This is a genomic window from Nitrobacter winogradskyi Nb-255, assembly GCF_000012725.1.
Taxonomy (GTDB): domain Bacteria; phylum Pseudomonadota; class Alphaproteobacteria; order Rhizobiales; family Xanthobacteraceae; genus Nitrobacter; species Nitrobacter winogradskyi.
Map to the genome: position 1 here is coordinate 873,097 of NC_007406.1, position 17,846 is coordinate 890,942.

The 17,846-nt window shown below is 63.8% G+C and carries 21 protein-coding genes; 5 read left to right on the forward strand and 16 right to left on the reverse strand.

All coding sequences use genetic code 11. The annotated features are described in order from the left end of the window. Nucleotides 1-26 precede the first annotated feature (26 nt). Entirely contained in the window at nt 27-272 is a 246-nt protein-coding gene (locus NWI_RS04065) for a type II toxin-antitoxin system prevent-host-death family antitoxin (RefSeq protein ID WP_244374975.1), read from the reverse strand. A gap of 73 nt (nt 273-345) precedes the next feature. Here NWI_RS04065 and NWI_RS17445 point away from each other — a divergent pair, with 73 nt between their 5' ends. Further along, on the forward strand, nt 346-1,167 hold the full coding sequence (locus tag NWI_RS17445; RefSeq protein WP_011314098.1) for a hypothetical protein: 822 nt from the start codon (nt 346-348) through the stop codon (nt 1,165-1,167). 6 nt (nt 1,168-1,173) lie between these two features. Further along, on the forward strand, nt 1,174-2,154 hold the full coding sequence (locus NWI_RS04075; RefSeq protein WP_011314099.1) for a hypothetical protein: 981 nt from the start codon (nt 1,174-1,176) through the stop codon (nt 2,152-2,154). 158 nt (nt 2,155-2,312) lie between these two features. On the opposite strand, the gene NWI_RS17860 is transcribed toward NWI_RS04075, so the two are convergent. The 6 genes from NWI_RS17860 to NWI_RS04105 form a co-directional block, all read right to left on the reverse strand. After that, nucleotides 2,313-2,546 carry a hypothetical protein gene (locus tag NWI_RS17860; protein WP_041344747.1) on the reverse strand — a complete coding sequence of 78 codons (234 nt, stop codon included), beginning with the start codon at nt 2,544-2,546 and terminating at the stop codon, nt 2,313-2,315. Then, on the reverse strand, nt 2,543-2,731 hold the full coding sequence (locus tag NWI_RS04085) for a hypothetical protein (protein ID WP_011314101.1): 189 nt from the start codon (nt 2,729-2,731) through the stop codon (nt 2,543-2,545). Before NWI_RS04085 ends, NWI_RS17860 begins: the two co-directional genes overlap by 4 nt. Nucleotides 2,732-2,755: 24 nt before the next feature. Further along, on the reverse strand, nt 2,756-3,325 hold the full coding sequence (locus NWI_RS04090; RefSeq protein ID WP_011314102.1) for a TIGR02594 family protein: 570 nt from the start codon (nt 3,323-3,325) through the stop codon (nt 2,756-2,758). A gap of 74 nt (nt 3,326-3,399) precedes the next feature. Beyond that, the gene (locus tag NWI_RS04095; protein WP_011314103.1) at nt 3,400-3,750 is read right to left on the reverse strand and encodes a hypothetical protein; all 351 of its coding nucleotides are present in this window, start codon (nt 3,748-3,750) and stop codon (nt 3,400-3,402) included. Nucleotides 3,751-3,762: 12 nt separating this feature from the next. Continuing rightward, nucleotides 3,763-4,461 (reverse strand): DUF2793 domain-containing protein, encoded by a 699-nt coding sequence (locus NWI_RS04100; protein ID WP_011314104.1) that lies wholly within the window; start codon nt 4,459-4,461, stop codon nt 3,763-3,765. A gap of 11 nt (nt 4,462-4,472) precedes the next feature. Continuing rightward, nucleotides 4,473-8,414 (reverse strand): baseplate multidomain protein megatron, encoded by a 3,942-nt coding sequence (locus NWI_RS04105; RefSeq protein ID WP_011314105.1) that lies wholly within the window; start codon nt 8,412-8,414, stop codon nt 4,473-4,475. A 98-nt stretch (nt 8,415-8,512) separates the two neighbouring features. Here NWI_RS04105 and NWI_RS04110 point away from each other — a divergent pair, with 98 nt between their 5' ends. Then, the gene (locus NWI_RS04110) at nt 8,513-8,776 is read left to right on the forward strand and encodes a hypothetical protein (protein WP_011314106.1); all 264 of its coding nucleotides are present in this window, start codon (nt 8,513-8,515) and stop codon (nt 8,774-8,776) included. Here the strand turns inward: NWI_RS04110 and NWI_RS04115 are convergent. The 9 genes from NWI_RS04115 to NWI_RS04155 all read right to left on the reverse strand — a co-directional run bounded on the left by NWI_RS04115 (nt 8,773) and on the right by NWI_RS04155 (nt 16,800). After that, entirely contained in the window at nt 8,773-9,234 is a 462-nt protein-coding gene (locus tag NWI_RS04115) for an NlpC/P60 family protein (protein ID WP_011314107.1), read from the reverse strand. The two genes, NWI_RS04110 and NWI_RS04115, sit on opposite strands and share 4 nt — an antisense overlap. Further along, on the reverse strand, nt 9,231-10,118 hold the full coding sequence (locus tag NWI_RS04120; protein WP_011314108.1) for a DUF2163 domain-containing protein: 888 nt from the start codon (nt 10,116-10,118) through the stop codon (nt 9,231-9,233). The genes NWI_RS04115 and NWI_RS04120 overlap by 4 nt, the downstream gene beginning before the upstream one ends. Beyond that, a complete protein-coding gene (locus NWI_RS04125) occupies nt 10,115-10,705 on the reverse strand; it encodes a DUF2460 domain-containing protein (RefSeq protein WP_011314109.1) in 591 nt (196 codons plus the stop codon). Before NWI_RS04125 ends, NWI_RS04120 begins: the two co-directional genes overlap by 4 nt. Then, nucleotides 10,705-14,052 carry a phage tail length tape measure family protein gene (locus NWI_RS04130; protein ID WP_011314110.1) on the reverse strand — a complete coding sequence of 1,116 codons (3,348 nt, stop codon included), beginning with the start codon at nt 14,050-14,052 and terminating at the stop codon, nt 10,705-10,707. The genes NWI_RS04125 and NWI_RS04130 overlap by 1 nt, the downstream gene beginning before the upstream one ends. Continuing rightward, nucleotides 14,049-14,195, reverse strand: coding sequence for a DUF7697 family protein (locus tag NWI_RS04135; protein ID WP_011314111.1), 147 nt, complete (start codon nt 14,193-14,195; stop codon nt 14,049-14,051). Before NWI_RS04135 ends, NWI_RS04130 begins: the two co-directional genes overlap by 4 nt. Before the next feature lie 161 nt (nt 14,196-14,356). Then, a complete protein-coding gene (locus NWI_RS04140) occupies nt 14,357-14,713 on the reverse strand; it encodes a hypothetical protein (RefSeq protein WP_011314112.1) in 357 nt (118 codons plus the stop codon). A 40-nt stretch (nt 14,714-14,753) separates the two neighbouring features. Further along, on the reverse strand, nt 14,754-15,695 hold the full coding sequence (locus NWI_RS04145) for a phage tail tube protein (protein WP_011314113.1): 942 nt from the start codon (nt 15,693-15,695) through the stop codon (nt 14,754-14,756). Nucleotides 15,696-15,719: 24 nt separating this feature from the next. Beyond that, nucleotides 15,720-16,154, reverse strand: a complete 435-nt coding sequence (locus NWI_RS04150) for a hypothetical protein (protein ID WP_011314114.1) — start codon at nt 16,152-16,154, stop codon at nt 15,720-15,722. Nucleotides 16,155-16,167: 13 nt separating this feature from the next. Continuing rightward, nucleotides 16,168-16,800 (reverse strand): DUF6441 family protein, encoded by a 633-nt coding sequence (locus NWI_RS04155; protein WP_041344753.1) that lies wholly within the window; start codon nt 16,798-16,800, stop codon nt 16,168-16,170. A gap of 66 nt (nt 16,801-16,866) precedes the next feature. On the opposite strand from NWI_RS04155, the gene NWI_RS04160 reads away from it, so the two are divergent. Then, on the forward strand, nt 16,867-17,475 hold the full coding sequence (locus tag NWI_RS04160) for a hypothetical protein (protein WP_011314116.1): 609 nt from the start codon (nt 16,867-16,869) through the stop codon (nt 17,473-17,475). A gap of 80 nt (nt 17,476-17,555) precedes the next feature. After that, complete coding sequence (locus NWI_RS04165) at nt 17,556-17,846, forward strand: hypothetical protein (RefSeq protein ID WP_244374976.1); 291 nt, start codon at nt 17,556-17,558, stop codon at nt 17,844-17,846.

Consider the following 17,846-nt stretch of genomic DNA (forward strand, 5'->3'; position numbering starts at 1 on the left):
AGAGCCCTGACGGCGGACAAACGCCGCTACGAACTTGTCTTTCTGCGCCTGTTCAGCCATTCCGCCCCGCCTCGTTTCTTTTCGCCGGAGCGTGGCGCTTTCGCGCTCTGCTCCGATTCAATTGCCTTCAGTCGCTCATATTCCTCCACCGCCAGAACCACGACGACAGCCCGGCCGTGCTTTTCGACCGTTACGGGCTCTGCCCGCGCCGTGTCGATCAGCTTTCCGAAGCCATACTTCGCTTCGCGAGCGGAGACTGATTTCACCGACATGCCTCTTTTCAGGTTGCTCATTTGTGGCCATTATGGCCGCAAACGTCAATCGATAATCCCTGATGAGGCGCCGATGACTCAATCCCGTTTCCGCTGGGTGACTGTGCAGCGCGCGCTGGATTTGCTTGTCGCAGAGTTCACGAACGCAAGGGCGATTTCGTTCATTGAGGAGATCGGCTGCGGGCCAGAAGTTGACAGGCTCTCGTCGGCCGAGCGAACAACACCGAAACTCAGAAATTTGATCTCGCGAGCGTGTCGAGAAGAGCCGCAGCGAATGGACACGGAGGGTTCGCCCCTTACAGATCGTGTGGTTCGTGAAGCAGCGTCCTATGTTCCTGCGCCAGAATCGGTGACGCCTTGGAATAACGAGCCACCGACGTTTTCCACGCCGGTTGCCGCCTTTCTGAATTCCTTAGCTGTTGACGGTTGGGGGGTGGAGCAGCGCCAGTTAATGCCCCACACGGCGGTCCCTATTGTCGAGCCCCGTTCTCGGTTGCGGCAGGTCCTTCAGGATAGTTCCGCGACCGAAGCATTGCGGCGCCTGGATCAGTTGGAAAAGGGCCTAGATGAAGGGCATTGGGAATCGGCAAATAGCGATGTCCGCGGATTTCTGAACGCCGTATTCGACACGATTGCTGAACGCCATCCACAGACGCGCGATCAAGGCTTGAAAGAAGGCGCCGCAAGAGCCCGGCTGCAGGACGTTGGCTTTTTCAAGCCAGATGCTCGGGACTCGAAGAAATCCTATGAAGGTAAGTTCGTGCAAGCACTGGCCGAACTTTTAGGCTCTGACGGCGCACACACGGGCGCAAGCGACGGCGATTCTGCCGTGTTTCGCTATGCGATTGCGATAGTCACAGCGGACTACTTCGTCGCGCGTGCCAGAAAGATTTGATCGAAAATGAAGGTGTTTATCGCCAATTTTGGCCGCGAGAACTATGAATGGCCGGTCTGCCAGACGCGCGGCACCATCGCGACCATGAATGAGGTTTCGGCCCAAGCCTATTGGGAGTCCGGCGACCGCGAGGGCTACATTCTATCGCGTATGAAGGGGAAGACGGCGGCTGGTATAACGCCGACGAAGCCGGTCGCTTCGCGTTGGTTCAATCTGATGAGCATCATTGCTCAATCCAGCGGAGATATCTGGATTCACCGAGAAAAAGACCAGTTCTGGTGGACCACTTCACGCGCCGATCCGCCAATGTTCGAGCCCAAGGTTGAGCCGGTCGGCGACAAGCGAAACGTCATCGTCTGCCACAAACCTTGCAATCCGTGGTCTGACAAGAACCGAAATGGCAATCGACTCGATTGGAATGGCCTACATCCGAAGGCGCGTGAGTTCCTGTTCACCGAGGGCACTCTTCAACAGCTGGGCGACGACAACGCTGAGTATGCCCTCGCTTTAATCGAGGGAGCGGACCTATCGTCTTGGCATTCTCTGCCTGCTTGGAAGGCAAAGGCGGAGAAGGCGCGCGAGAAACGTGGCGTTGTGACGATCTTCAACGCGAAGCAGCGAGCGGCCGCCCGTATGGCAATGACGGCGCGCGATACTGTTGCCGGTGCAAACGGGCAGCAAGTTCTGCGAACATTGAAGAACAAGGAATTGAAATTCGCATCGCCGCAAGAGCTCGAACGATATCTGATCGACCTCCTTGATTTACAGGAGGGTCTCTGTGCGATCACCGGGCTTACGCTTCAATACGATGGGGAACACGAAGATGCCGAGATGCTCTGCTCCCTCGACAGAATTGACAGTGAAGGGCACTACGAGGCTGGAAACCTGCAAGTTGTTTGTCGTTTCGCGAACCGATGGAAGGGCAGTAGTAGCGACGAGGGATTTCGGCGTCTGATCGGTGCCGTTCGTTCCGTTGGTTCTATCTAGTTTGAACGGCGCAGGCCCGCGCCTGGACGCGCAGCCGCGCATAATCCAGCATCGCCTGTTCGAGCGCCGCGCCGGGCGGCAGGCGTTGGATTTCGTCGGCAAGCCGAGCCTGGAAGGCACGGTCGTAGGCCGCAACCGTCAGGCAGACGACGGACGGCCTAGAAGGTGCCGTCGCGCAGGCGCTTAGCGAGAGCATCGCGATCACGAGGAGCGGCAGCGCCTGCTTCGAGCATCCGGTCCTTGGCATCGGAGGCTTCCTTCTGGGATTTGAGTTCGGCCTCGCGGGCCTTTGCCGCTTCGGCGGCGGCGCCTGCCTTGCGGCCGGCGGCGAAGACCGTCGCGATGGCGACGGCCACCGCGACGATCAGAACCAGCGCGATCCAGCCGATCACTTCGTGATCCCCGCTCGCAGGGTGCCGAGGCCGAGCGCGGCGAGGACGTGGCTCAGCCAGTCGGAACCGACATCGACACCCGGCACGTCGATGCCGAGACCCTTTTCGACGACCACGACGAGAACGAGCACGGCGGCAATGATGTAGGTGCGATAGCCCGCACCGAACTGAAGTACGGCGTTCATGGAAAACTCCTGTTGTGGGTTGGATCACGCCTCGTTGACGGAGAGGCTGCCGCTCTGGGCGAGAGGGACGGCGCGGACGTTGGCGGGCTGGACGCGATAGGCCGGACGGCGCACCGCCACGAGCCGGTTGCGCGACAGCCGCGTGATCGAGACGCGATCGGATTGATTGCCGCCGAGGACATGGAAGGCGCTGGCGTCGTGGCCGACATAGAGGCCGACATGCCCGCCGCCCTTGCGCTTGAAGACGAGCACGTCGCCCAGCGCCCCACCGCCCTTCGGAACCGTTTTGCCGAAAGAGGCCCATTGCAGCGCCGCGAGATAGAGCCGTGGCGGATTGCGTTCGGCCCGGCGCTCGGCGTTCGCCCGATGCGCGATGATCGCCATGAATAGGCCGCACCAGGGGATTGCGTCGTGCCGATAGACGCCGGCGTAGACGCGGCCGAGGCCGGCGGCTTCGAGTTCGGTTTGCCAGCCGATGATCTTCGGATTGTCGGCGGCACCGGGTGCTTCAAGCGTGCCGTATTCCTTCAGCGCCTCGACGATCATGCGCGGGCCGGGTTCGGCTTCGAGCCAGCGGTATTGGGCAGGCAGCATTGCGGACCTCCAGAAACGACGAAGCCCGCCGGAGGGCGGGCTTTCGGTCGGATTGCGATGGGTTTGACGGCGGATCAGTCGGGTACAGCGGCGGGCGCGAATGTTCGCCGCTCGTCCTCGTGTTCTTCGAGGCGGCCAACGCGCTCGCGGATATCCTTGAAGCCCGTCTTGAGCTCGGTAATATCGTTGCGGGTCTCGGCGACCACGCGCCGACCGGCAATGTCGTTGCTGATATCGGCCTTGAGTTGCGCCACATCCTTGCCGACGGTGAGGAAGTTCGCATCGATCGTGGTGAAGCGATGCGACAGCCACCAGGACACGCGCACGAGGAAGACGATCAGCACGAACAGTTCGAGGATGATGCTGCCGACGACCACCCAGGTGATCGTGAGCGCCTCAGGCGCGATGGCGATTGACGGCTGCATAGAGTTCTCCGATCACGACGATGGGGCGGTGAAGGCAAGCGCGTAGAGGACAACACGCACCTTGCCGCCGGTGAAATTGCTGCCGGCCGCGGTGACGCGAATGGGCGTGTTGGAATAGAAGGCGGTGGGGCCGATCACGCCGATGTTGGTTGAACCCAGCGCAATCCCGAGCGAGCCGCCGAACTGGCTATTGTTGCCCGCAACCCCGACGCCATAGGAGGTCGCGCCGGTGATCGCCTGCGTAGTGAGCGAGGCAACCGCCAGCACGATCATGCGGTCGGCGATCACCGCGGTTGCCGCATCGACAAAAGCGCCGGTGAGCGTCAATTCCTCTTCAAGCGCGACGAGCCGGATCGCACCACCATTCGCGGTGCCGACGATCCGGTCGCGCCAAGCGCCATCGGTCCAGACGACGGTGAGGCGTTCGTCCTCGACGTGGACGCGCCATCCGACGCCCGGCGCAAAGAATGCCCAAGCTCCCTCGCGCCAGAAGGCAATCTTGTCGGTTTGACCAGCCCAGGCGCCGGTCGCGCCGGAGGGCACGATCCATCGCTCGCCATTCGCCGGGCTTCCCGGCGGCGTCGCCAGCGCGCGGCTCTTGATGCTGGTTTGAACGAGCGCATCGAGGCGGAGTAGTGCATCGTTATGGGTAATCTCCTTCTGCGCCTGCCCTTGCGCGAGCACGGGCAGGCCGAGGTTCGGCGTCGCCATGGATCAGTCCTTCAGAGTGTTGCAACGCCCGGCCAGCCGCGACCGACGACGGCGGAGAGCTGATAGACGCGGATGGTGATGCTACTTTGCGCCGAGCCGAAATCCGCGACCTGCTGGGCGGCGGTGTATCCGGCAGTGGCAGTTGGTGTGATCACGGCGATGGTGCGGACGACGTTCGCGCCGTTCATCACATCGACCTCGTAGCGCTCACTTTCTTCATTGAGCGGAACATCGACGCCATCCGCCCAGACGCCGCCGAAGCGCGTGCGTCGAACCCAGGTGATGGCGAGATCGCCGCCCCCATTGCGCGCGCCCGTAATCTGGACCGGTGACCACGGCATGCGGCCGGCGGCTTTCGTGGCGTAGGTCGTCTGCTGCCAGGCGGGATCGGCGATATCGAGCGCAGGCGGTCCCCAGCGATAGAAGCGGGCAGCGAGCCGTTCGGCGGGCTTGCCGTCGATCTTCAAGACGGCCTCGTTGAGCAGAACCACCGGCGCGCCGAGGGCGAGCGGCGGCCGCATGGCATGCTCGGTTCCAAGCCGCCCGCGCAGCAGCTTGGTCAACCGATAGGTCTGCGGAGCCGTTAGCACGGCGTCTGCGAACTGAACGATCTCCCAATCACCATCGGGCGTGCCGATCGCGAGGCTGTTCGTGCTGCCGGTCAGGATCGCTTCTGGCATCGCGCTCGCCAGTTCCCCGGCATAGAGCTTCACTTCGAGGACTGAGGCTTCGTCCCAATACTCAGTCGGCCCGGCCGGGAAGGGTTGGATCGTTTCGCCGAGCGTGGCGCGAACAGCGAGCGTGGTATCGAGCGTGAAATCCGAGCCGGTGGCGCTATCCATAACCACCACGCCGCCCCAGGGCGCCGCCGACGCGGCAGCATAGGGCGAGAAGCCATCATCGCTGTCGCGAAGCAGCGGCAGGTCCATCAGGCGCAAGACCGCAGCGCCATAAATCGGCGGCGGCGTCAGCGTCGGCGGGGCGATACCGTTGAGCGGCGGCGTGTAGATCGCCGCTTCGGCACGCACAGCTTCCACATCGCGCGCGCCACGCTCGGTGACGCGCTTCAGCCGAAAGGCCCGCGGCCTGCCGTTGATGACGAGATCGACAACGTCGCCTGGATCGAGTGCGATCCGCGCGGGCGGCAAAGCAAAGCCCGCCGTTTCGCGTTCGATCCAGGCTTCGACCAAGGCACGATCGGCGATTGATTGCGCCTGAACCTGATCGAGTACGAGGGCCAGCCGGATGTCGCTCTTGCGTTCGGAATAGCCGGCAAGCCGGTTCGCCGAGACCGCGCCGGGCTTGTAGTCGTCGATCGCGTCGGTGAAGCCGATCGCGACCTCGTTCGGCAGTTCGGTTTCCTGCCCGCGCGTGAGCGTGATTTCTTCGCGCTCGCCCTGATCGGGTATTGCCAGTTCCGGCAGGGTGAGCGTCGCAACGGAATTGCGCCCGCGCGGGATGAAGCGGATCAGCCCATCGGTTTCCACCGCGTCGAAGGCGAAGGCCGAGGCGAGCGCCTCGATTTCGGCGCGCGGGCTCATCGGCCGGTCGCGCAGATAGCCGGTGACGACACCGACCAGCGTCGACACGTCATAGGCGGTGAAGCCAACGCGCCTGCAGCGTTCTGCGACGAGCGCGGCAAGATCGGCAAGCCCGACCTTGCCGTTCAGCCAGTGGCCGAGCGGATAGAGATCGCCATCCGACCACAGATCGGCGCGACCCGGCCAGGCGGGATAGGGCCGTGCGTCCCAAGTCCAGACGCCGATCGTTCCGATCATCCGCCCGCCATAGACGCCGGAGATGGGGTTGTGGCCCGCGGCCATCTCCCACCAGCCGATCACTGCCTCGATGGCGCGGCGCTGGATCAGATCATCGCGCGTGCCCTTCGAGAAATACGGGAAGAAGCTTTCGGACGATTTCGGATCGTAGAAGACGTTGGGCTGGTTCGCGCCCTTGTCGACCGAGGGCACGCCGAGTTCGCAGAGCCAGATCGGCTTCATTTCGGCAAGCCAGGCAGTCGGCGATCCGTTTTCAACACCACCCGGGCGATCGTAGTGCCGGTTCAGCCACCAGTTCCGGAGATCCTTGGAACGGAACACCCAGGGCTTGCCATAGGCGCCGTCGGTGATGGTTGTGCGCGTCTGGGCGTTGCGGGCAGCGTCTGAGGCATAGAACCAATCGAAGAATTCGCCTCCTTCGATGTTCGATTGGAGATAGGCACGATCATAGATCGAGGACGCGCCCGCCTGCCGATCGAGATGGCCGGAGCCATCGCGCCAATCAGCGAGAGGCGCATACCAGTCGATCCCCACGAAATCGATATTGCTGTCGGCCCATAGCGGATCGAGATGGAAGAAGACATCATTCGATCCATCGGTGGGCCGATAGCCATTGTAGTCGGACCAGTCGGCCGCGTAACTCACCTTCACGCCGCCGCCGACAATGCCCTTCACATCGGCGGCAAGCGTCATCAAGCGCGCCACCGCGGGGAAGTTCGTGGCGCTATCGCGCACGGAAACCAGCGCGCGCATTTCCGAGCCGATCAGGAAAGCATCGACGGCGCCGGTGTCGATCGCATTCACCGCCGCGCAGAGCCTGGCGTAGTGAAAAATGAAGCGCCGAAAGCTCCATTCGGCCGGGCCGGAATAGCTGGTCGCGACGGCGTCGGTGCTGCCGTTGACCGACACCGAAACATGGCTGGGCAGGCAGGAACCGAAGAACGAGGCGACCTGCGTCCCGGCCGTCGCGGTCTTGTCCACCGTGCCAGGCTGGCCTGCCGCCGGATGGCAGGTGATCCGCCCGCGCCAGGGATAGGCTGGCTGGCCCGTTCCGCCATAGGGGTTGGGCAGGGCATTGCCGACGGGAACATCCATGAACACGAAAGGATAGAACACGACGGCATAGCCGCGCGCCTTGAGATCGCGGATGGCACGAACGACGGTATCATCCGAAGGCGTGCCGCCATAGGACGGGCGACCGGCGTTGAGCGAGATCACCGCCGCGCCGTATCGCGCGACGCCATGCACCATCCAGGAATCCGGCGTCGTTACCTTGTCGGCGACTTCGACCTTCGGGCGGATCGTGCAGGAGCCGCAGCGCAGATCGTCGCCGAACCAGCCCACCACCAGAAAAACCGTATCGACATTTGGCAGCGAGGCCTTGAGATCATCGAGAGCCACCGACCAGTCCGAGGTCGATCGTCCGGCGCTGTCGTTTTCGGGCGTGGTCGCACCGCCACCAAGATTGCGTTTCTGAACTTTGGGGTCATAGGCGCGCTCGCCGGCGCCTGGGATCATGGTGACGGCGCGCACCATCGTCTCAACGCTATCGCCGTCGGACGACGACACGCGCCGGAACACCTCGAAGGTCAGCTGCGGAAGGCGATTGCCGAACTTTTCCAGCGCGAGGTTGTCGAACACGACATAAGCCGTGCCGCGATAGGCCGGCGCGTTGTCCGCAGCTTCGACGCCCTCAATCAGCGGATCGGGCGCTTGGCTTGCGGTGCCGCGATAGACCCGCATGGTGATGCCGGCCATCGAAAGCGGCTTGCCATCCGCCCAGATGCGACCGATCCGATCGATCGGGCCTTCGCACAAGCCCACTGCGAAATTCGCGAAATAGGCATAGGTGGTCGTCTTGACCGATCCACCGCCACCGCCTTTGCCGCCTTGCTTCTCGGTGGTCGCGACCTCCTTGAAGTTTGTTGCCCAGATGATCTGCCCGGCGATCCGGACCCGCCCCGCAATTTCGGGGATCGGCGCGCCTTCGGTGGAGGCCTGAACCTGCAAGCTATCGAGGCGTGGTCCCTGCTGGTCTTCGAGCTTCGGCCCGAACAGGAGGTTATCGATATACCCGCCCGCGGCTGTGGCGACGGCAGCCGCAGCGATCTGGACAAACGCCGAGGCGCCCGCCGTCAGCGCGGAGGCCGCGGCGGTGAGGAGAAGAACGGCCATGTGAGAAGCGTTACCTCTTGGCGAAGTATTCGTAGGGAGATTGATCGTGAAACAGAATTGAGCTTCAAATAGATGATCGCGAATTCAGGTTTGTTCTAATGTTCGGCGATTTCTTCATGCGCTGGCGCGCCCGCCGCGCCCGATGGAAGGCAGACGCGAAGCGGTTGGTTGCTATCAATCCGCCGACGGCCTTCCACGCGGCTCAGGTTGAAGTCGCGAGAGCGAGGTCGGTTCAGGATCGTGCCGAGGCGTGGCATTGGATGAAGGTAGCAGCCGAGGTTGCGCGCATCTGCCCGGAGGCCGATCTTGACGTTGAGCGGAGTGTTCAGGCGATACGTGCCGCCGGCTTTTGCTATCGTTAGCGGCGCGATGCGTTGTTTCGGTTCGGCCGTCTGATTTTCGGAAACCTGAAGGCAAAGCGCAGTCGGTTGCGCCACCACGGCACGAACGAGACTTCTGCGACCGGGTGGGATTCGATCGTGTGGATCATGCGGTTCGGAGCAACGAGGATCGCGCAGTGCTTGGCCGGCGCGGTTTCGTTGATCGCAAAGAGCAACAGATCGCCGGGCTCGATGGCATCGAGCGCCAGCGGGATCATGTGACGGCTGGCGGCATCGGCCAGTGTCTCCTCGCGCAGCGTCTCGGCCCAATCGCGTGAATAGGCGGGTGGGTGCTCGGGGTCGGCGCCATAGACCGCACGCCAGACCCCGCGCACGAGGCCGAGGCAATCGCAGCCGACGCCTTTGAGCGCCGCCTGATGGTGATAGGGCGTGCCGATCCAGGACCGGGCCTCGATGATGATATGATCGCGGACGCTCATGTGATCTTGCCGCCGTCGTTGCCCGCGCCCTGGTTCGGATAGGACATCGCGAAATCGGTCCCGGGCATATGCGGGAAGCCGCCGAAATTGACCGTGTTGGCGAAGCGATCCCGGCAGGTCGCAAAGGTGCGGTCGCAGCCGGCGGTCGCATCGAAGGTATCGCCGATCGTCACCGGAGCGCCCATTGGCAGATAGATCGCCAGCCGCGACACGCCTGCGCTGGACGAATGCGCCTTGATCTCGACCGCGAGCCCATCATTGGCGCCGGAGGTCCAAACCAGCCTGCCGCGTGTCAGCGCGCCGGAGGTGATACCGGACATGCCGGAGGCCACGAACTCGAAGGCATCGAGCACGTCCGTGACGGCGCCTGCTCCGTGATTGCCAGACGCGCCGAGATCGATGCCGCAGCGCGCGTCGCCGAGATCCCAGGCGCAGGATCGCTGAAAAATGCGGCCCGCCGGTTGATCGAGCTTCGCGGCAAGGCCACGCAGTTCGGCGGAAAAGGCAAGCTTGCCGCGCGAGACCTGACCGAGATTGCCGGCCCGAAGGATCACGCGCTGGGCAACATCGGCCCAGTTGACGAGATAGATCGTGACGGCCGCGTCGTCATAGCGCCCGCCGTGGAGATCGTCCTCGGTGAGCGCGTCGGACGACAGCGCGCCCTGCACATCGAGGTTCGAGACGGCGAGGCCAAGCTGGCCTTCAATAGCGGTCGCGGTGAACCCGGACGCCGCCCTGAAGGTGACGGCATCGAAGACGAGATCGCGGTCGAAGTCGGTAAAGCCCATCACCACGCCGTCGCGGCGATCCACCCGCCAGCAGCGGCATAGCGTCGTGAGCCCGCCCGCGACATGGTTCGCAAGGGCAGGAGGAAGGGTTTTCATTCGAGGACTTCCACGAGGTCGATGTTGTTGACGATCTGCAAGTCCCAGGCGTTCGCCTGAACCGGCAGGCTGTCGGTGTCGAAGCGGACGGGAACGTCGAACTGAAAGGAGGCGGTCGGCGCCGAGCCGGGCGCCGAGGCGAAGGTGATGCGGCCGGTCAGCGTATCGATCGCGGCAGGCGTGACCGGGCTTCCGGCGATCTTCACCGCGACCGATCCGGCGACGGGCTTTGTGATCGTGCGGACGTGCTCGTAGCCAGAGCGATTGTAGCGTTTGACGATCTGCCAGACCGTCGGTGTGTTCTGCACCATCGCCTGATCGGCGGCGTCATAGTCGTTCCAGTCCTTGAAGCGGAAGGAATAAGCACGGCCCTTCACGACATGGAAATGGGCGATCACCGCCGCCATGTCGGCGCGGTTGCGGATGCCGGTCGAGATATTCCAGCGACCCCGGCTGTTCGACCAGTTGACGTTTCGCTGCTCGGCACCCGATGCAAGCGTCACGATCTGCGTCGAAAAGCCGGGCCCGCCGGTGGCGCCGCGCCCGACCGAGCCGGGGAAGGCGATATCGAGAAAGGGTTGCGGCATCACATTCCCCGCATGCCGGAGCGAACGGCGCGGGCAAGGCCCGCGGCGATCTGGGTGCGGCTGGCGTCAAAGGCGGTTGGGTTCGGCGTCTGGATCGTGACGTTGACGATCGCGCCACCGGCGCGGTCGTCGCCGCGCTCATAGGCGCGCGCCTCCTTCCGGTTCAGCACGCGCTCGCCGCGTTGCAGGATCGCCGGCACTTCGTCAGCGCGCAGATATGCGCCCTCGTGAAAGCGCGGCGCATAGGCAAAGGCGGCAACCGGCACCATGCGCCCGACACCTCCCGCGCCAACCAGTCCGCCCTCATGGAAGAGGCGCGAGAAGATGCCGCTCAACAGCCCGCTGCCCTGGCTGAACGTCGGCAGGTTCGAACCGAAGAGCAGGTTCTTCAGGGGATTGAGCAGGGCAAGCTTGATCATTTCGCGGGAAAGTTCTTGCAGCGCGGCGCGGCCGGCATCGCCCCACGATTTCCAATCGAGCTTTCCCTGCGCCAGCACATCGGCGAAACGGTCGAGCGCCGAGCCGACCGCATTCTCGATGGCGCGATAGGCGGCGTCCTGCCGCTGCAATTCTTGCGTCAGCCGTTCAATCTTGCCGGCGTTCTCGACAATCATCCGCCCTTCTTCGCTGGCGAGGTCGATCCCGCGCGTCCGCAGGCCTTGTTCGGTTCGGAGCTGCGCGATGATAACGGCGCGTTCAGAAGAGCTTTGACCGATCAACCCTATCTGCCGTTGCAGAAGGGTGATTTCGTCCTTCTGGTCTTCGAGGGCCTGGCGGACGGCGAGTTGACGGTTGAGTTCGTCGACCCGCCGCGCATTGCCGATCGCGGCTTGCCCTTCCGGGCTCGCCGCATCGATCCCGCGCTGGCGCAATTGCTGGATCGCGCGAAGGATCGCCAGTTCTTCAGATCGCCTGGAGACGGACGCTCCAATCAGCGCCACCTGACGCTCAAGGAGTGTGATCTCGTCGCGCTGATCGCGAAGCTGTTCCTGGCCGCGCAGCGTCCGGTTCAGCCCCTCGATCTGCCGGGCAGACTCGATATAGGCCCGCGCTTCCTCGCTCGCGAGATCGACGCCGCGACGTTGAAGTTCCTGTTCGGCGCGCATGACGGCGAGCGCATCACCGCGCGCCGCGACAGTCGCGTTGATCAGCGAGACCTGTCGCGTGAGCAGTTCGATCTCGCGGCGGCGGTCCTCGTTGGCCGAAAGGGCTTGCGCCCGTTCCTGCTCGGCGAAGAGCCGGCCATAGGCTTCCCGCATCCGATCAATGATGCGGGTGAGGGTCTCCTTTGTTTCGCCTTCGGCAAGGGCCTGCGCGATCAGCAAAGGGCGGAGCGCCTGCTCAACCTGCATCGCCTGGGCGGCCTTGGCGGAGGCAAGCGCGCCGCCTGCGACCGCATCATTGACACGCTTCTGCGCAGCCGCTTCAGCGGTGAGATCGGCAACCTGCCGGCCTGCTTGGGCGGCGGCTTCCGCGATCCGTTCGCGCAGAACCTGCCGGGCACGGGCTTCGGCGTCGATACCCTCGCGCGCCTGATCGATCAGACCCTGCTTGCCGGCTTCAGCCCGTTCGGCGGCTTCGGCGCTTTCGAGATAGGCGTTCGCCAGTGCAAGCGTCGCCCGGATCGAGATTTCGGTCGCCGAGTTCTGGGTGACGATCGCCTGCGTGGCCGCATCGACCGCCGGCCGGTAGCGGGCGAGTTCAGCGGTAACGCGGGCATAGGCCGCTTCCACCGCTGCAACATCGGCAAGTTTCGATCGCGTGAGCGGATCGTTGAGCGCCGCCCTCAGGGCCGCCTGCTCACGTTGCAGCCGTTCGAGTTCACGCGCGCCGGGGATGATGTCCCGGGCCGTTTCGCCGGCTCGCACGGAGAGTTCATTCGCGCGGGCGTCGGCTGCAAGCTGCTCCGCGCGCCGTTGCGCATCCGCAAGCTGGGCTTCAATTTCGGCGATGCGCCGTTCGACCACCGGCAGCATCAGCGGCACGAAATCGCCACGGACGTTTTCGCGAAGCCGTTCGCGCTGCCACTTTAGAAGATCGAGTTCTTCGGCCGGCGTGCGACCATCGACGGCGCGGTCCACGGCCTTCCCGATCGCGTCGAAAGCGTTCGAGGCCTGACGCGCCACGAAATTCCAAGCGCGCCCGAAGGCATTGGTGGCCTGTTCGGCATCGGCGAGCGTCGGAACCAGCGCCGCCAGAAGAACCCGCTGCGCTTCGGTGCGGTTGTTCTGATCGACAAGGGTCCGGATATACTGCCGGGTTCGATCGTCGAGGAAGGCCAGCCGGGAATTGAGTTCATCGGCGCCGCGAACAGGATCGGTCAGCGCCGACGCCAGTTGCTCGGCCCCAGCTTTGGTTTCGACACCCATCGTGACCGCGAAGTTGCGGGCGATGGAGATCGCGCGCGCCATTTCCTCGGCGCCGATCTTGCCGGTGCGCAGGAACGCGACTTCCATTTCGCGCGCCGACCTGACCGAGATCTTGCCGGCTTCGGCGGAAGACTGCGCGACGCGCTCGAGTTCGGAGGCGGTCGTGCCGGAAGCGCGGCCGATCCCCATGAGCGCGGTCGTAACCGAGCGCGTAGAGGCGTCGTTGGCGACCCACGCGGCGGTGAGGCCAACGACCGCCGCCGCAACCCCGATTGCGACCGCACCCACGACACCGAGCGCCGAGCCGAAGGCGGTGAGCGTACCGCGCAGGCCGCCAAAGGCCTGCGTCACCTGACCGCCCTGCTGCATGAGGATCGTCATCGGCGACATGCCGGTCGACATCGACGCAACCACGTCGTTGAACGTGTATTGCAGCGTCAGCAGCTGGTTGCGCGTCAGTTTGGAAGAACCGCCGACCCCGGTGATCGCGCGGGCGGTCTGATCGAACCTTTGCCGGGCGAGACCTTGCGCGGCGGCATGTTCGGCCGAGGTGATTACGCCGCGCCTGGCGAGCGCTGCGTATTCGGCAAGTTCGCTGTTGAGGCGGGCCTGCGCGGCGCCCAGGGGATCGAGCGTTGCCCGCAGCGCATTCGCCCGCGCCTGGAAGCTTTCGGCTTCGCGCGCCGCTTCCTCGAACACCGAGGCGGAGTCGCGCGCGGATTTAGGGATTGGACGGTCAACGTTGAGGACCGCGTTGAACCGCTTCTGGGAGGCTTCGGCATCGGCTGCGAGCCGCGCGGCTTCCGCCAGTCGCTTGAGGCGGGCGACCTCGCGATCGGTCGCCGCGCCCGTCCGGTTCAACGCCTTCTCGACGGCGCCAAACGCAGCCTGCCCGGATTGCCCGACTTCCTCGAAGGCGCGCCGGATCTCTGCCTTCCCCTCGATGCCGAGGCGAATGGAGACGTTGGTGGCGCTCATGATGGATCAGCGTTCCGGCGATAGGCGTTGACGACGACGGCTTCGATTTCCGAGAGGACATCGACGACAAGCGGGTTCAGCGCGCCCATGCTATGGGCAAGCAAAAGGATCGCCCCGAAATCGAGGGCATAGACGCCGCCCATCACCGCTCTCACTTGCCCGGCCGAGCGGCGGATCACTTCCCAGGCCAGCAGGCCCTCAGACGTTTCCAGGCGATGCGTATCGTAGGGACAGCCCTCGCAATGGCTCGGGCAGGCGGCGCAATAGCTTTCGCCGCCTTCGAAGTGCCATTCGGCGAGGGCGATCAGACGTTTTTTTCGTCGAGCCTCGTCAGCGCCGGGCCGACATAGAGCCGGTCGATGGCGTCGAAGGCGGGCCAGAGTTCGAGCAGTTGATCAATTGCAGCCTTGTCGGGATCGACCGGCTTGCCCTTGGCATTGCCGATGCCCTCCCAGGCAATGATTCCGGTCTGCGCGAGCGAGCGCGTGAAGGCGGCGCCTGCTTCGATCGTTGCCTGTTCGCCCCCGGCCTTCAGCGCTTCACCCGCCGCACCTCGCGCGATCAACATGGCGGCGACCGAAACCGGGCGGAACTGGATGCGGACGCCGGGCAGAACATCGATCCAGAAGGGTTCGACGGACACAGGTTCGAGCTTGAGCATGGTGGCTCCTCTTGGGCTTGAGATTCTTGGGGGAGGTCGATCAGTAGGCCGCCACATCGTTCACCAGAACGACGGTGCAGGTCTTGCCGAGGATCGGGTCTTTGGCGGCCTGCCAGGCGAACGTTGCCTGCACGCCGGCAGGGCCTTGAACCGGCTGTTTCGCCCGCGGCAGGAACACGCTGTGCAGTGTGAAGAGGAGCGAGCGGTCAGCATCGATCGTCCAGCCGAACGACAGTTCGCAAGGCTCGCCCGAACTCGCCTGATCGAGCAGCGTCATATCGGCGAAGCGAATGCCGATCGATCCGGTGACGGCGACCATGCCGGGATCGGCATCGGCGATGCGGCCATCCGGGCGGATCACCTCGACCTTATCGAGCCCGTTCGAATAGGTCAGTTCGGCGGAGACCACGTTGCCGAGTGCCGTGCCTTCGCGCTTCACCTCGCCCTGGAAGTGGCTGAAGCGTTCGATCACAGCCTCAGTCGGCGTGCCGGCCTGTGATGTGGAGAATTTGGTTTCGCCCTGGGCGATCAGGCCCATCGTGGCATTCAGCAGGCCGGATCGCTGCAACTGGATCTGCATCGTGTTGGCACGGATGCCCACGTTGACACCGTAGCTCGGCACTTCCGGCAGGCCGATCTGGACTGCCATCGACGGCAGCGTCAACGCGCCGGAGACGAAGGTATGGGTATAGACGCCGGTATCTTCGACCGAGGACGGCGCGCCCATCGCGAGTTTGAGCCATTGCCCGAAATTGCGGAGATCGACCGGGACGACGACATCGCCCTCATTGTTGACGACATCACGGCTCGGCGGCAGCGGTTCTCGGCCATAGCCGAGAAGATCGCTCGGGATCAGTCCCTGCTCGTCGCCGAGCGCTGCCGACACGAAGGGCAGCTTCTTGAAGCCGCTCACCGGCGCCGTGCCATAGGTTGACTCGAATGCCGCAGCCATGACGGCGTTGGCGCCGCGTGCGCGTGCCATGAGATTGCTCCTGTGGTTGAGAGTTCAGTTCAGCGGATCGCTCGTCGCGTAGGCGGCGAGGATGGCGAGATCGGCGAAGCGGTCGGGCAGCGCGCCCAGCGCTTCGATATCGTCCGTCACCGGCGCTTCCGCCTCGATCCAATCGCAGAGGCCGCCGAGCGTCGGGTTCGCCTTCACCGCCGCGCCGATCGCGCCGGTCATGGCGTCGAGCACCTGCTCGCGCGTTAGTGTTGCGCTTTCATAGGTGGCGATCTCGATCGGGATGCGATGCGAATAGAGATAGGTCAGTGGCGAGAGACTGATTTCCGGTTCGCCGGGATCGCCGTCGCGGATCACGACGAGACCGCCAGGCGGAATGCGTTCGGCCTTCGCCAGATTGCGCTTCACTTCCGCGCCCGGCAGGGCGGCGGCGACAAGAGCTTTCACCGCCGCAAGGACGGTTTCACGTTTCGAGGCCATGGGTGCCAAGCCTTCAGGATTGCGACCAGTGCCGCGCGATCAGCGAGGGCACACGCGCGGCCTGCCGTTTGGCCGCCTGTCTGATATCGAGCCGCTTCTTCAGTGCGACTTGCGGCACGAGGACGAACACGATGACGCTGGCTTGACCGGTCTTGCGCCGGTTGGCGGCGGCAAGCCCCCTCTTGCTCACCCGCGCATTCTCGGCGACCAGCAAGGATGGGCGCCCGCGCCGATAGACGAACCGCAGCTTCAGTCCCGTGCGCCGTTGCCAGCCCTCGGGCGTAATCTTTTCAAGTCTGCCCGCTGCGCCGCGGCCAGTCTTGCCGGCCGTAGCGGTCGGGATTGCCAGGAACAGGCCGCGCGCGGAGCGGATGACGACGCCACGGTCGAAGGCATCGACGATCTTCGGTGCACGCGACCAGACATAGGCAGCGGCTTCGGCGCTTTCGCCGGCTTCGGGAAAGGTCTTTCCCCGCCACGTTCGCGATAGCCGTTCACCGAGCCCGGCGGCGACGACATCCTCGCGCAGATCGGCCTTCAGCCCTTCGCTTGCGTCCCGCATGCCGGCGGTGACGGCGTGCTCGATATTCTTCTGGGTACCGGCGAGTGCCTCGACGAGATCGGGACGTTGGATAGCAAATCTCATAGGCGCACTATTGACAGGTGTCCACAATAGGCGCACATGTAACATCTGTTCCAATAGGAGGGCATGATGAAGGCGCAGCTTCCAAACATTGACGTCAAATACGATCCGCAGAATTTCCGTGACCTGTTCGAGACTGAACTCGGAACGGGTGTGTGGAAGTTCCTCATTCGGCCTGACAACGTGATCCGCATGGAAACCGCGAGCTTTCTGGAGCGGGCAGCGGTCGAACCGTTAGCCCCAGGGCTCGTTGCCGAGTTTGGTCCCGACATCGCCCAAGATCGCATCAAGCAAATGATCGGACACATGGTGCGTCAGATCATGGAGGCGGTCGGTTACGAGATTGATCGACCCGGGCTCCGTATTACACGGGAAAGCCTGTTCTCAAGTGGTGCGAGGTATCAGCCGCAGGATCACAACCGCGACCGGACGATGAAGATCACACCGGAACAAAGGCAAGCTTGGCTCGAACGGACGGCCAAGAGCCCGTTCAATATTTGGCTCGACCGGCATGTGAAGGGGCCGGATGGCAAGCTTGACCTTGAGCGCCTTTACGAAGTCGCCCGCCGGCATGGCATAGAGAAGCGCTACGATCACCTCAACCCGGGTCAACAGCGCATGAACATCGGCGTGATGCTCCGTTCGCGTGTTACCCAAGAAGAAATCGAAGCTCAGTAGGGAGGTCCGCAGTGCTCATTGATATGATGTCGGGAAAGACGATCACGCGCGTCCCTTACGCGGGCGAATTCAGAGCATTTATGTCCCGGATGACCGCTGAGGAAATCAGGGCGATCAAGTCCGAGCTGAATGCCATGATCGAGGGCACCGAAATTCAGACAGCGGGGTGGATGCCCGGATCGAACTGGGGTGGCACGGTCTATCAGCCGATCTACGAGAAGGCCGCACGTCGCGATTACAGTGCATCGGCCCGCTGCTTCGGGCTGATGGTCTGGGAGGTCTTCATGGAGCGCCCCGAACGCTGGTCGTCCGGTCGTTTTGAGAAGAACGGCGAACCGATCGGAAGCCGAACCTACTTCCGCATCCAATAA

Coding starts and splice junctions, on each gene's coding strand:
- NWI_RS04145 (WP_011314113.1), bottom strand. CDS start 15,695: ATGGCACGCGCACGCGGCGCCAACGCCGTCATGGCTGCGGCATTCGAG.
- NWI_RS04105 (WP_011314105.1), bottom strand. CDS start 8,414: ATGGCCGTTCTTCTCCTCACCGCCGCGGCCTCCGCGCTGACGGCGGGC.
- NWI_RS04130 (WP_011314110.1), bottom strand. CDS start 14,052: ATGAGCGCCACCAACGTCTCCATTCGCCTCGGCATCGAGGGGAAGGCA.
- NWI_RS04150 (WP_011314114.1), bottom strand. CDS start 16,154: ATGGCCTCGAAACGTGAAACCGTCCTTGCGGCGGTGAAAGCTCTTGTC.
- NWI_RS04065 (WP_244374975.1), bottom strand. CDS start 272: ATGTCGGTGAAATCAGTCTCCGCTCGCGAAGCGAAGTATGGCTTCGGA.
- NWI_RS04165 (WP_244374976.1), top strand. CDS start 17,556: ATGTCCCGGATGACCGCTGAGGAAATCAGGGCGATCAAGTCCGAGCTG.
- NWI_RS04110 (WP_011314106.1), top strand. CDS start 8,513: ATGTTCGGCGATTTCTTCATGCGCTGGCGCGCCCGCCGCGCCCGATGG.
- NWI_RS04155 (WP_041344753.1), bottom strand. CDS start 16,800: ATGAGATTTGCTATCCAACGTCCCGATCTCGTCGAGGCACTCGCCGGT.
- NWI_RS04125 (WP_011314109.1), bottom strand. CDS start 10,705: ATGCCGCAACCCTTTCTCGATATCGCCTTCCCCGGCTCGGTCGGGCGC.
- NWI_RS04100 (WP_011314104.1), bottom strand. CDS start 4,461: ATGGCGACGCCGAACCTCGGCCTGCCCGTGCTCGCGCAAGGGCAGGCG.
- NWI_RS04160 (WP_011314116.1), top strand. CDS start 16,867: ATGAAGGCGCAGCTTCCAAACATTGACGTCAAATACGATCCGCAGAAT.
- NWI_RS04085 (WP_011314101.1), bottom strand. CDS start 2,731: ATGAACGCCGTACTTCAGTTCGGTGCGGGCTATCGCACCTACATCATT.
- NWI_RS04120 (WP_011314108.1), bottom strand. CDS start 10,118: ATGAAAACCCTTCCTCCTGCCCTTGCGAACCATGTCGCGGGCGGGCTC.
- NWI_RS04090 (WP_011314102.1), bottom strand. CDS start 3,325: ATGCTGCCTGCCCAATACCGCTGGCTCGAAGCCGAACCCGGCCCGCGC.
- NWI_RS17445 (WP_011314098.1), top strand. CDS start 346: ATGACTCAATCCCGTTTCCGCTGGGTGACTGTGCAGCGCGCGCTGGAT.
- NWI_RS04095 (WP_011314103.1), bottom strand. CDS start 3,750: ATGCAGCCGTCAATCGCCATCGCGCCTGAGGCGCTCACGATCACCTGG.
- NWI_RS04075 (WP_011314099.1), top strand. CDS start 1,174: ATGAAGGTGTTTATCGCCAATTTTGGCCGCGAGAACTATGAATGGCCG.
- NWI_RS04135 (WP_011314111.1), bottom strand. CDS start 14,195: ATGGGCGGCGTCTATGCCCTCGATTTCGGGGCGATCCTTTTGCTTGCC.
- NWI_RS04115 (WP_011314107.1), bottom strand. CDS start 9,234: ATGAGCGTCCGCGATCATATCATCATCGAGGCCCGGTCCTGGATCGGC.
- NWI_RS04140 (WP_011314112.1), bottom strand. CDS start 14,713: ATGCTCAAGCTCGAACCTGTGTCCGTCGAACCCTTCTGGATCGATGTT.